Below are 12831 nucleotides of genomic sequence, written 5' to 3' on the forward strand. Positions count from 1 at the left end.
ATAATTCGACAGGCTTACTTGTGCTTTATTTTGGGTAAGTTGCAGTAAAGCAGGTGGCTGAGGTTTGTTGCTTAACAATTTATTTATGAAAAAGATACTCTTATTTTCCCTGTTGATTTTTACCTCTGTTCAGGTTTTTTCCCAAGTTACTTGCACCAAAGCCGATACCGCAAGGGTAGAAGCACTTCTTATAAAAGCGAAGGCGAATGATTGGAAAGGTTTGCCCATGGGCGATTTGGTTATCCGAGTGGGAAAAGAGTTTTTGGGGACTCCCTATGTGGCTAAAACCTTGGAGGTAAATGGGCTGGAAGAGAAGTTGGTAGTTAATTTTTCGGGCTTAGATTGTACCACTTTTTTGGAGAATACGGTAGTTTTTGCTCGCATCATCAAGCAAGGAAAGTTTAGTTTTGATGCCTACCTCAAAGAGCTAGAAAATGTGCGGTACAAAGGTGGGGAGCTGAACGGATATCTTTCACGGCTGCATTATTTTTCAGATTGGATACGCGAGAAATCTGAGCTTGGGATGGTCACTAATGTAGGTGTGCAAATAGGGGAGACCTACCAAAAATCACTGGACTTTATGAGCAAGCACCGTAGTGCTTATACCCAATTGGCAGACGATGCTACTTTTGAAGCGATACAAGCTTACGAAACTACGCTGAAAAACAGTAAGATAAGCCATGTGCCTCAAACTAAAATTGAAGGTTTGGAACACCTCATTCAAGATGGCGACCTGATAGCTTTTACCACCAACCTCGATGGCTTAGATGTTACCCATGTTGCTATTGCCATTCATCAAAAGGGCAGGCTGTATTTCATGCATGCATCGAGCAAAAGCAATGAGGTGGAGATTTCCCCTAAAACCGTTGCCGATTATGTAAATGGCAGGAAAATCTCCACGGGGATAATGGTGGCTAGGCTGTTATAGACCCTTCGCTTCTTCCAAGGCTTTCTTATATGTTTCAATGGCTCTTTCCCTTGCTGGTTTGTGTTCTACAATAGGTTCAGGGTACTGATCTGTGTCGAGTTCGGGAATCCATTTGCGGATATACTTTAGGTCTTTGTCAAACTTATCGGTTTGGGAATAAGGGTTGAACACTCGGAAATAAGGCTGGGCATCAGTGCCTGTTCCCGCAGCCCATTGCCAGCCCCCGTTGTTGGACGCTAGCTCAAAATCGAGGAGCTTTTCGGCAAAATAAGCTTCGCCCCAGCGCCAGTCAATCAGCAAGTGCTTGGTGAGGAAGCTTGCCACGATCATCCGTACTCGGTTATGCATAAACCCTGTTTCGTTTAGCTCACGCATTCCCGCATCTATTATTGGGTAGCCCGTACGTCCCTCGCACCAAGCTGCAAATTCTTCCTCGTTATTTCTCCATGGTACAAAGTCGTAGTTTGATTTAAAATTCTCTTTCACTACCTGAGGGAAATGATGCAAGATCATCATGTAAAAATCTCTCCAAATAAGTTCGTTGAGCCATTTTTGACTTGTATTGTAGCCCTTTTGCGCCAAATGACGGATGCTCACCGTGCCGAAGCGCAGGTGCACGCTTAGCCTTGTAGTTCCAGCCACCGAGGGGATATCTCGTTGCTCTTCGTAGTTTTCTACAGTTGCTTTGATGAATTTCCTTTCGGGGAAGAAGCTTTTGTCAACCTCCTCAAAGCCTATTTCTTGAAGAGTAGGAAGGGGGAAGTGGTTGGTTTGCAAATAATTATCAGAGTACTTTTCGGTTGGGTAAGAGCGTGCATAGAACCCCTTTTCAGATTGGAATTTCTCTATCCATTTTCGGCTGTAGGGTGTGAAAACGGTGTAGGGCTTTCCGTCATTTTTTACCACCTCGTCCTTTTCAAAAATACATTGGTCTTTATAGGTATGAAATTTAATTCCTTTGCTTGCGAGAAACCTCTTTATTTGGGCGTCTCGCTCTAGGGCATAAGGCTCGTAATCGTGGTTGGTGTAAACAGCCTCTACCTCAAATTTTTCGGTTAATTCTTTCCAAATTGCTTTAGGGTTTCCATGCTTTACCAAAAGACTGCTGCCAATTTGCTCTAGTTTTTCCTTTAGCAAACCAATGTATTGGTGGATGAAGGCAACCCTTTTATCTTGCTTGTTTTCAAGCTTATCGAGGATGTTTTTATCAAAAATAAAAAGAGGTAAAACGGGGCTGTTGCTTTTGAGGGCGTGATATAATCCTGCATTGTCAGCCATGCGGATGTCCCGCCTATGCCAAAAAATTGTTACTTTCATACAAAGTTTTCTTTACAGAATGCTTAATTCGAGTGTTAACTCACTGTAGAGAAAGAATGTTTGTAAGAGATGTTTTTGTTTGATTAAGAGTTTGATCAGCTAATGAAAAGTAACCAGATTTTCTTTTTGGGTGTAGTAGGTATTGTAGTGCTTATCATGTTTTATGCTTTCAGTGGCGAGCAGCTGACCCATACCTATGTGGATGAAATAGAGGAGTATAGGAAGGATAAAGATGTGATGTTTAAAACGGGGGCGGCTTCTCCGCTAGACAGGCATAGCAAAGAGCTTTTTGACTCCTTATCTTATTTTGATGTGAATCAGGCTTATAAAGTGGAGGCAGAACTGACTAAATATGCTGTGCCGGAGCTCGTGAATGTAGGGACAAACAATGGGAAAAAGCGTCGCTTCACCAAGTATGGAATTGCCAAGTTCCAGATGAATGGAAGAGAGCATAGTTTGCTCCTTTTGCGCTCCATGGACAGAAGAGCCAAAGATATTTTGTTCCTGCCCTTTACCGATGCTACCAATGGCTTTGAAACCTATGAAACAGGGAGGTATTTGGATTTGGAGATTCCTAAAACCGATAAGATTATTTTAGATTTTAATATGGCCTATAATCCGTACTGCGCCTACAATGTAACCTACGAATGCCCAGTTCCGCCTAAGGAAAATATGCTGGAAATTGAAATCTTGGCAGGAGAGAAAAAGTTTTTTAAAAGAGATTGACCATCATAAACACAACAAACCTCGGCTGCCTAGCCGAGGTTTGTTGTTCATTCAATAAATGAATTTGTTATTTTTTGAAGAAGAAATCACCCGTAAGAGAAGTAGACTCCCAAGGTGTTTGTTTTCCATTTGATTTTTCCACTACCTTGGCACGAACCCTTTGGAACATTTGCAAAATGGTTAGGTTTGGATTTTTCATCTCTTCCAAAAGGGATTCGGTATAAAGGCCGTTTGCGCCATAGCCGTCCGAAGCGGTGTTTCCTGGGGCAGTTGCATAAGCGATGATTGAGCCGCTAGGAGCATTCATGAAGGCAAGTCCCGTTCCCTTAGCGCTTCTTTGCCAGCTACGCTCAAATGGGTTGTCACGACAAGCATCTAAAATCACGATGTTTGTTTTTGCGCCAGCACTCTCCATTTTTGCCAAAACCCTGTCCGCCCTTACGCAGTCATATTCTACATCGTTAGCCGTTTCCAGCTTTGCATTGATGGGTACGAGGTAGTTGTTCCCATTTACTTGGATTCCGTGACCTGCGTAGAAAAACAACCCTATGTCATAACCTTGTAGTTTTGCACCAAACTCATCGATGGCTCTTTTCATAGAGCTTTGTGTACAGTCTTCAGCTTTCAGTACAGTAAACCCAAGTTGCTCAAGTGAAGCTTTAATCGAGCGAGCATCGTTCAATGGGTTTCTAAGGCTTCCACCGTTGGTATAGTTTGAGTTGCCTACTACTAGTGCAAGCCTTTTTTGTGGAGGTAGGGCAGCTCCGCCGCCAGTTTGAACGGCAACTGCGCCCCCGTTTCTTTCAATTTTGAAAGTTTGTTTTGCTGCCAGCATTTTTACATCAGTGGCTTTTACTTCGATCGTATTATTACCTACTGCCAGTGGTACATCTAAGCTGAAGAACCCATTAGATTGCAAGTTAGCTTCCATGCCGTTGATAAGTACTTCATATACACCGTCTGGGTCAGTTGCCATCCCCGAAACCCTCACCGTTTTGAACTGTACTACTTTGAAACCGCGGCTGATGTCTGGCTCGGTGATCACAAGCTTAGGAGGTGTGTTTTGAGCCACAACTTGGGTCACTTCCTGAGGAGCTCCGCCTTCTAAGTAATGTACATTCAGGTAATCTACGTTTATGATAGATGATGGTGGACATACAAAACCAATTCTGTCTCCATAAAAAGGCTCAAAGGGCATAGAGTGCGCAAGGACTTCATTGTAGAAGAAATACATTTGATTTCCCACTTTCCTTACAGTAAGTTTGTTGTAAGAAGTTTTGTTTACGCCATCAAAGAGTTGCCACTTTAAGAAATCAACCCATTCGCCTACATATTTATCTATAGTAATTTTACCATTTCCATTAAATCCCAGGTCATAGCGATATCCGCTTTCTCCTCTTCCCCAAAACATGGATACCATTGAAGCTTCTTTGCCTCTTACGAACCTGATCCTTGATTCTATCTCAAAATCTTTTGATTGGTCTATTTTGATTGTGTGCCAAGTTGAAGCAGCACTTTCATTTTTAGACTCCCATTGATAGTAGCCATTTATTATTTTAGCCACTCTTTGATTGCTTTCTCCAAAAGTTCCTTCTGCGAAATCTTCTGTGCTACTAGAAAAACTTTGTGTATATAATGCCCTTTTATTTGAGCTGTTGAAGTCGTAATAATTTCTTCCTTTGCTTGAGTTGTAGTTCGTATTACTTACATACGAGCTGCCACTTTTGAGGTAAGAAACTCTCAAATAATCTACATGGATCACCGATTTTTCACCAACCTGAAACCCTATTTTCGAACCGAAAAATGAGACATACCCCATCGTATGTACTAATTCTTCATTCATAAAGAAATACATGGTGGAGCCTTTCTTTCTTACCGTGAGTTTGTTGTAATCGTACTTTCTTACAATTGAGCTTTCTGTCCAGTCTTTGTATTTGTGGTATTTTCCTTTGTATTTGGTTATTTCGTATTTGCCATTGGCACTAAAGAAAAAACTATAATCGCCATAAGGGTCAGAGTTAAGCCCCCAGAGCAAGCCAATTCCAGATGTTTCCACACCACTGGCAAATTTAATCCTAGCCTCTATCTCAAAATCCCTGCTTTCATCTAGCTTGATAGACTTATGAGTAACACCCGCTTTTTCTGTTTTAGATTCGAAGTAATAATACCCGTTTTGGACAGCCCCTTTTCTAGCACCATTTCCCAGGTTATTTCCCTCGGCCCAGTCGTTGCGGTTATCCGAAAAACCATCGAAAAAGATGTCCTCTTTTTGGGAGCTATTGTAGTCGTAGTATCCCGTTTGGGCTTGTGAAAAATGGAAACAGAAAAAACTTAGGGCAATTAGTAAAATTTTAGCTTTCATTGTGGTGAACATAGTTTTATCCAAACTTAATTTCTGTGTAAACGCAAAAAACTGATTTTTAGCCAATCAAAAAAAGGTTTATTCAACGTTTTTTTTGGTATAATGTTAACATACGCAAATGAGGCTGAGCGTAAAGTGTTTTGTAAATAGACGTAAAGTCCATTTTATGTGTTTCAGCTTTGAAGAGCTGAGTTGGTAATGTTTACTAATATACTGACCGTAAGAATCCAAAATTTAAAATAGTCTACACTCTGTGGTTTAACATCAAGTTTCCTTAACTAAATTACTACGAGCTCTTTAGGAAGGTATGTGAAAAAGGACTTGAAAATAAATGCTGTGCGAAACTCAAGGATTAGGTTTATAGAATTGTTACCTATTTCCAACTCACCGCAACTTTACCAATAGACTGCCTGTTTTCCAAATACAATTGAGCATCGCCAATTTGTTCAGCGGGGAAGGTTTTTCCACAATAAGGCTTCAATTTCCCATCGGCAGCAAGTTTGATGATTTCCTTTATGCAGCGCTGGATTACTAACGGTTGGTTATCTGCCATTCGGAGCATATTTACCCCAATGAGCGATTTGGAGCTCATTATGAGCGTAGCCGGGATGATGAGACCCATTTGCCACAAAATTTTCAGCCCAGCCAAGTGACCGCCTCTTCGGGCAGCCATGCCATAAAGCACGACTCTTCCTCCGCTTCCTATCAGTTTCCAGTCTTTTTTGAAAGATTTTCCTCCAACAGCATTAAATGCTACATCTATTCTTCCTTTGCCCAAGATCTTTTTCATTTCAGCTTGGTAGTCCTGCTTGCTGTAATTGATGGCATGGTCAACCCCATTTTTCTTGATGAACTCAATCTTCGCATCGGATCCCGCTGTTCCAAAAACCTCACAACCTTGGAGCTTCGCCATCTGGGTAAGGGCAATGCCGACGCCTCCGGCAGCGCTGTGTACCAAAACTTTATCACCTGGGTGTAGGCGAACTGTTTCATAGATGGCAAAATAAGCAGTAGCATATTGAGTGGCTAGAGCTGTTGCTTCTCCCATTGGCATGTCTTCTGGAATTTCGGCAACTGCCAGTTCGTTGGTGACAGCATACTGCGCATAGCCTCCAAATCGGGTAAAGCCGACAACTCGTTTGCCTATTAGGTTTTTATCAACTTGGTTTCCTACTCCCTCGACTCTCCCTACTACTTCATAACCAAGTACGCTGGGCAAAGGTGGCGCATCAGGGTATAAGCCTTTTCTTGCCATAGTATCGGCATAGTTTATTCCGAAGCCTTCGGTTTTGATCAAGACTTCATCAGGCTTGGGGTTTGGAATAGCTCTTTCTTGTATTTCAAATGCGGTATCAGGATGCCCTGTTTTTACCAGTACGATTGCTTTCAAGGTTGTTTTTTTTGAGGTGTGAACAGTTTGAGCCTTCAATCTTTAAGAAAAAAAGCAGTAAAACAAATGTATTGCCGAAAATGCACTGAATCATTCGGCTTTCTTGCCAATTCTTTCTTCTTTATAAGCTCCCTGCTACCATTCAATTTCTTCAATTCCTTTGCTTTCCAAAAACTCATTGGTTTTACTAAAATGTTTATTCCCGAAAAAGCCACTATGCGCAGAGAAAGGGGAGGGATGAGGTGATTTGAGCACATGATGCTTTTCTGCATCTATCACCGAGCCCTTTTTTTGTGCATATGCTCCCCAAAGCAGAAAGACGAGATTTTCTTTTTGTTCAGAAAGAACTTTTATCACTTGGTCGGTAAATTCTTCCCAACCCTTTTTTTGATGCGACCCTGGGGTTTTTGCCCTTACAGTGAGTGTTGCATTCAAAAGTAATACACCTTGCTCTGCCCAGCGTTCGAGGTTGCCAGAAAGTGGGATAGGTTTTCCAAGGTCACTGTTTATCTCCTTGAAAATATTTACCAAGGAAGGAGGGGGTTTAATGCCATCATTTACTGAGAAACATAGACCGTTGGCTTGCCCCTCGCCATGGTAGGGGTCTTGCCCTATAATGACCACTTTGGTATCTTCAAAACTACACTTTTCAAATGCATTGAAGATTAGTTTGCCAGGAGGGTATACCGTATATTTTTGTACATCCTCTTTCACAAAACTGGTCAGTTCTATGAAGTAAGGTTTGGTGAATTCTGGTTCAAGTTTTTTATGCCAAGAAGGGGCGATTTTAACACTCATAGTAAGCTTGGTTAGGTTTGGGTTGAATGGGCTAAAATAACTGTTTTACAAAAAAAACTACAAAGGATTTGTAATTTGGATACTTAAGAAAAGTACTTAGCGTAATTTAAACAAGGCTTAATAAAAATTGTAAAACTGAAACATTACTTATACATTTATAAAGCATGAGGAAAATAGCATGTTTGATTTCGTGCTTTTTTGTGCCCAATTCATCAGGTTTATCGGTTTTTTGAATCAAAAAGCTCAAACCTCTCGTAAGTTACATTGTTGTCTGATGAATAAGTAGTGCTACGGGTTAAGCCTTAAAACTTAGGCATTCCTGTTAGTTCGGTAATAAGAGAATTGATGGTGAAAAGAACAAACAACAATCCGAGCCTTTTATAAATTAAACAAATTGAAGAATGGTTACAGAAATAACCCAAGGCATCAAAGTTAGTGTGGAAACTGAATACCAGCCAGAATATTCAAATCCAGAAAACAAGCACTATGTTTTTACTTATAGGGTAAGTATTGAAAACCATAGTGAGTACACCGTACAGCTACTTCGTCGCAGATGGCTCATTTCTGAGTCGGATGGAAGCAGAAAGCAAGTGGAAGGCGAAGGCGTAGTAGGTCAGCAACCTGTGTTAGAGCCTGGTGAAGCTCATCAATATGTTTCTGGCGCACATCTCAAAACAGGGTTTGGGAAGATGTGGGGCAATTATGAAGTAGAAAGAATGCTTGATGGAGATATGCTCCAAGTAGCTATTCCTGAGTTTAACTTGATAGTTCCTTATCGAATGAATTAGAATTCAGTATTTATATGAAACAAGAAAAGCTACCGGTTTAGGTAGCTTTTCTTGTTTTGCGACATAAGTACTTACCCAAAAGAAATCAGTTATGCCTAGGGCTGTGAGGTACAGATCTGTTGTTCTAAAAGTGGTTTGTGTGCCACAACCAGGGATTTTTATTGTTCGGTTATATTTGTTCACTTGCTCAATGTTCATTAAAGATATTTTTGAGATAGGTATTGAGAAAAATACCTGAAGGATCCTGCTCCTTTCTAATCTCTTTGAAAGCTCCCCAAAGGGGATAGCTTTTGTTGAACTCGTCGTGGGAAAAATTATTTAGCTTTCCATAATGAGGCCTGCCATTGTACTTTTTGAAAATAGGTTCTAACGCATCAAAGTATTCTTTATAGGGCATCCCTTTGTACATGTGGACGGCAATATATGCCGAATCTCTTTTGTAGGCAGGACTTATTGTAATGTCATCAGCTTTTACAAACCTACATTCCAATGGGAAGTGAACATTGATTTTTTTGACTTTAACCAACTCTTTTATTTCCCTGATTACTTTTTCCACATGCTCAACAGGGATGTTGTATTCCATTTCCTGAAAGCGAACTAGCCTTTTTGTAGAGAAAATTTTATGACTATCGTCTACATAAGAGCCTGTGGAAACGCCCCATGCAGATATTTTGGAAGTTTGCTTGCTGACAATTGGAAAAACCCTTGTGAACTCGCTCAGTCCCCAAAAAACACCATTGTCTACCACTAGGTCATTAAAGTTTTTAAGAGCTGTATTTTGGGTCGATTCTTCCTCAACTCTGTTCATTTTTTTAGTTTGAACTGTTTCTGTATGAGGAAACCAATAGAACTCAAAATGGCGGTTTTCAGAATTGTGCTTTTTGATATTGAGCAAGCAGTTTTCCAATGTTTCCTTTTCGCAAACATATTTCAACTTGTAGCTTGGAAGGCACTTTAGTGTCATTTGAGTAATTACTCCCAAAGAGCCTAGTGAAATTTGAGCCGCTTTGAACAACTCTGTGTTTTCATCTTCCGAGCAGTAAACCTTTTCTCCTCTTCCGTTAATAAACACAAGGGAATATAACTGATTAGCGAGTATCCCAAATGCTACGCCGCTTCCATGGGTTCCCGTACTTAAAGCACCAGCAATGGATTGGACATCGATATCTCCCAAATTTTCCATGGCCATTCCTTCCTTGTGAAGAAGCTCTCCCAATAGTTTTAATTGAGTCCCTGCTTTTGCAGTAGCGCGCATATTTTGCCGATCCACCGAGAGAAGTCCTTGGAATTTGTCGAGGCTTATTAAGATTTCATCAGTGTTAAACAACGGCATCCAACTGTGAGCAGATCCTTTGATCCTAATCTTTTTCCCATTATTGAAAGCAAACTTTACCATCCCGATGATATCTTCTTCGGATGCAGGGTACATATGGTCTTTAGGCTCGAATTCTACGGTGCCTCCCCAGTTTCTTACTTTCATAAATCTTGTGTTAAAACTGTTGTAGAAATAGTGGTTTTTTCATGATGCTGATCGAATATACTTAAAAGGCGATCTCCTCTATAAGTTGTTGCTTTTTGTAAAATTTCCTGCTTTTTGATCAAATATATACTATCAAAGTGCTCACATAGCTCCCCAGCTTTTGCGTGCCTGAAAAATATAGGGTCGCCAATGGAAAGACTTTCTTTGCTTTTAACAGGCGTTTGTACTTCTCCGAAGCCTTCATTTTTAATTATAGAAATATCTGCTGGTAAATACGGCTGGGGTTGCTTTTCTAGTCCAATAGGACCAGAGGCAATATACCCTCCACCAAAGCAGGTATAAGTGTTCTTTGCAGGTTTTCTTACAATTTCCAGAGCAAAACCTGCTGCAGGCAGGTGCTTGAAGTTGCTGAAATGGTCGAAGGTAGTTGGGCTGAAAAAACCTGAGCCGACAGTTACCTCCGTCACCAATTCTTCCATACCAGAGCTTTCGAGGCTACCCGTGCCCCCTGCATTTACAAATTCGAGTGTTGCCCCTTCATTTATTAATGCGTTTACCACTTCCGCTCTATGGATTGCAATCAAGGTTTTTGCTTTCTTCTTTAAAGCACGTATTACTACACTTTTTAGTTTACCTGAAGGCGCTCTGTCTGGAATGCCTGCTATTTGGGCTTCGTAACCCATGAGCCCTACCAAACGGATGTTTTCGTGTTTTTTAATTTTCTTGTAAAAAGCAACTGCTTTTTTCTGGCTATTGATAGAAGAACGGAAAACCCCAAAGTATATGCCAGGGAAATGGTTGCTCATGTCAAGGTCTATGCAAATGGGAATAGTTATTCCATATTCTTTGGCAGCCTTGTCCGCTGCGGCTAAATGCTCTTCTAGGTCGCACATTAGGGTGATTTGACAGCCTTTCTTTATTTCTTTGGCTATGGCGCTCAGGAAAGTGGGGTTGCTGATGGGATAGCCTATTAATAGGTTACTGAACCCTTTTTGAGCAAGGTAAACTGTATCGTAGGGAGAATATGTCATGATGCCATTTGTATTTAGCTCACTCTCCATTATCCGTTGAAGTACCGAAAGGCAACGAATAGACTTGCTCGCTATCCTTACTTTTTTACCTAGGCACCGCTGTTTTATATCCTTGATGTTCTGGTCAAGAAAATCGAGGTCTATGTAAGCAAAAGGGGCTGGGACCTCCTTAAAGATGCTGTTGTATAGTTCGTATGTTGGAGCTGTAAAGTTCATTTAGTATGTTCTTGTTCAGCAAAATAGTCTTTTTTTAACATTTTACCTTGCCAAAACACAATTTTTTAGGCTGACCTCGCTGCCATTTGTCAGGAATTTCTTCCAATTATCCTTTTTTTACCGGTTTTCTTTGCTGCTAGTGAAACATTATCTACCTTAGTGGTGTATTAGTAATGTAGTACACTAATCCACAAGGCGACATGATACGAATCAAAGGGCTGTCTTACAGCTACCAAAAAAAGAAAAAATTATTTGAAGGCTTGGACCTAGAGCTTGAAGCTGGCAATATATATGGATTGCTAGGGAAAAATGGAGCAGGTAAATCGACTTTGCTAAAGATAATAGCTGGGTTGGTCTTTCCTGACGATGGTGAGTTGGAAGTAATGGGAAGAAAGCCTTCCGACCGAAACCCGGCATTCTTGGAGGAGGTTTATTTTATACCGGAAGAGTTTTCCATGCCAAGCGTCTATATTAAGGACTTTGTGAAAATTTATGCCCCTTTCTATCCCAAGTTTGACCATGCTACTTTCAACCAAAATCTAATTGAGTTTGATCTGCCTTCCGATCAAAAACTTAACAAGATGTCTTATGGTCAGAAGAAGAAATTCTTAGTATGCTTTGGATTAGCGACTAATTGCAATTTGGTAATCTTAGATGAACCGACCAATGGTCTGGACATTCCTTCTAAAAGTAAGTTCAGGAAAATTGTAGCCTCTGCCATTACCGAAGAAAGGGCTTTCATTATTTCTACCCATCAGGTGCGCGACATGGAAAACCTTATCGACCCTATAGTGATTGTGGACAATGGGAAGATCATTTTCAACCAGACCTACGAAGAGGTTTCTAATAAGTTGGCATTTAAGACAGAGATTGAACTTTCTGATCCAGATTATACGCTCTATGCCGAATCTGCACTAGGTGGCTATACTGTGGTAAAAGAAAATACAACAGAAGAGGCTACAAGAACCGATTTGGAAACACTGTTCAATGCGGTATTGAATAATAAAGATAAAGTGTCAGAAATATTTAACAAATAACAATATGGAACTAGCATTTGATTTCAAAAGATTTGCGCTTTTGATCAGGCGGGAGAGCGCATTGAGTTATAAGCCTGTGTTGATTGCCCTTGGCGGTATTCTTGGGGCTTTGGTCTTGAACTTTATATCTATTGTAATGGATCAATATAGTTCTCCAAGGGAATTAAGCTTCCACGAAGGTGCTTATACGGCCTTCTTGCTCATTGGAGGATTTGTATTTTCTAGCCTAGCTTTTTCAAGCTTACATCATCCACTAAGGAAGTTTGGCTACTTGCTTTTACCAGCATCTAGTTTGGAGAAGTATTTAAGCATGTTGGTCTTGACATCTATTGGTTGGTTGTTAGGTTTTACGTTGGTCTATAAGGTGTTTGCTGAAGTTGCCAATGGTATTACACATGCAATTACTCCAGTAACCGTAATACCTTTCAACCCTTTTGGAGAGACTGAATTGGGTGGGATAAAGATTTATATTATAGTTCAGGCAATGTTTTTATGTGGAGCCGCTTACTTCAAAAATTATACGCTCTTTAGGACACTTTTAACTTTGTTAATTGTCGGTATGCTTCTCTCTTTTGCCGCCTATTTAGTTTTTGCAGATATGATTTATGTTGGTGAGAATATTCAGGAACCCAACGAATCTTTTAAAGAGTTTGTGGAAAAAGATTTGCCTGAGATAGCCGAATTTATGTTCCACTGGGTAATGGCTCCACTGTTTTGGGTGATAGGCTATTTTGCCGTAAAAGAAAAGGAGGTATAAG

At 40.6% G+C, this 12831-nt stretch carries 11 protein-coding genes; 5 read left to right on the plus strand and 6 right to left on the minus strand.

Annotated elements, in window-relative coordinates:
* Nucleotides 1-85: 85 nt before the first annotated feature.
* Nucleotides 86-928 carry a DUF1460 domain-containing protein gene (locus R9C00_12535; protein WPO38280.1) on the plus strand — a complete coding sequence of 281 codons (843 nt, stop codon included), beginning with the start codon at nucleotides 86-88 and terminating at the stop codon, nucleotides 926-928.
* Here R9C00_12535 and R9C00_12540 read toward each other — a convergent pair.
* Nucleotides 923-2245: a deoxyribodipyrimidine photo-lyase gene (locus tag R9C00_12540; GenBank protein ID WPO38281.1), complete on the minus strand. Its 1323-nt coding sequence runs from the start codon at nucleotides 2243-2245 to the stop codon at nucleotides 923-925. The genes R9C00_12535 and R9C00_12540 overlap by 6 nt on opposite strands.
* Before the next feature lie 102 nt (nucleotides 2246-2347).
* On the opposite strand from R9C00_12540, the gene R9C00_12545 reads away from it, so the two are divergent.
* On the plus strand, nucleotides 2348-2971 hold the full coding sequence (locus tag R9C00_12545) for a DUF1684 domain-containing protein (protein WPO38282.1): 624 nt from the start codon (nucleotides 2348-2350) through the stop codon (nucleotides 2969-2971).
* 67 nt (nucleotides 2972-3038) lie between these two features.
* Here R9C00_12545 and R9C00_12550 read toward each other — a convergent pair whose 3' ends face one another.
* The 3 genes from R9C00_12550 to ung all read right to left on the minus strand — a co-directional run bounded on the left by R9C00_12550 (nucleotide 3039) and on the right by ung (nucleotide 7521).
* Complete coding sequence (locus tag R9C00_12550; GenBank protein WPO38283.1) at nucleotides 3039-5333, minus strand: caspase family protein; 2295 nt, start codon at nucleotides 5331-5333, stop codon at nucleotides 3039-3041.
* Nucleotides 5334-5706: 373 nt separating this feature from the next.
* Complete coding sequence (locus tag R9C00_12555) at nucleotides 5707-6723, minus strand: zinc-binding dehydrogenase (protein WPO38284.1); 1017 nt, start codon at nucleotides 6721-6723, stop codon at nucleotides 5707-5709.
* 135 nt (nucleotides 6724-6858) lie between these two features.
* Nucleotides 6859-7521, minus strand: a complete 663-nt coding sequence (ung, locus tag R9C00_12560; protein WPO38285.1) for a uracil-DNA glycosylase — start codon at nucleotides 7519-7521, stop codon at nucleotides 6859-6861.
* A gap of 401 nt (nucleotides 7522-7922) precedes the next feature.
* Here ung and apaG point away from each other — a divergent pair, with 401 nt between their 5' ends.
* The gene (gene apaG, locus R9C00_12565; protein WPO38286.1) at nucleotides 7923-8309 is read left to right on the plus strand and encodes a Co2+/Mg2+ efflux protein ApaG; all 387 of its coding nucleotides are present in this window, start codon (nucleotides 7923-7925) and stop codon (nucleotides 8307-8309) included.
* Between the two features lie 187 nt (nucleotides 8310-8496).
* On the opposite strand, the gene R9C00_12570 is transcribed toward apaG, so the two are convergent.
* Nucleotides 8497-9789: a D-arabinono-1,4-lactone oxidase gene (locus tag R9C00_12570; protein WPO38287.1), complete on the minus strand. Its 1293-nt coding sequence runs from the start codon at nucleotides 9787-9789 to the stop codon at nucleotides 8497-8499.
* On the minus strand, nucleotides 9786-11036 hold the full coding sequence (locus tag R9C00_12575; GenBank protein ID WPO38288.1) for an alanine racemase: 1251 nt from the start codon (nucleotides 11034-11036) through the stop codon (nucleotides 9786-9788). Before R9C00_12575 ends, R9C00_12570 begins: the two co-directional genes overlap by 4 nt.
* Before the next feature lie 200 nt (nucleotides 11037-11236).
* Here R9C00_12575 and R9C00_12580 point away from each other — a divergent pair, with 200 nt between their 5' ends.
* Both R9C00_12580 and R9C00_12585 read left to right on the plus strand, forming a co-directional pair.
* Entirely contained in the window at nucleotides 11237-12073 is an 837-nt protein-coding gene (locus R9C00_12580; protein WPO38289.1) for an ABC transporter ATP-binding protein, read from the plus strand.
* A 4-nt stretch (nucleotides 12074-12077) separates the two neighbouring features.
* Nucleotides 12078-12830, plus strand: coding sequence for a hypothetical protein (locus R9C00_12585; GenBank protein WPO38290.1), 753 nt, complete (start codon nucleotides 12078-12080; stop codon nucleotides 12828-12830).
* The last annotated feature ends 1 nt before the right edge of the window (nucleotide 12831 follow it).

It is taken from the genome of Flammeovirgaceae bacterium SG7u.111 (assembly GCA_034044135.1).
Classification (GTDB): Bacteria; Bacteroidota; Bacteroidia; order Cytophagales; family Flammeovirgaceae.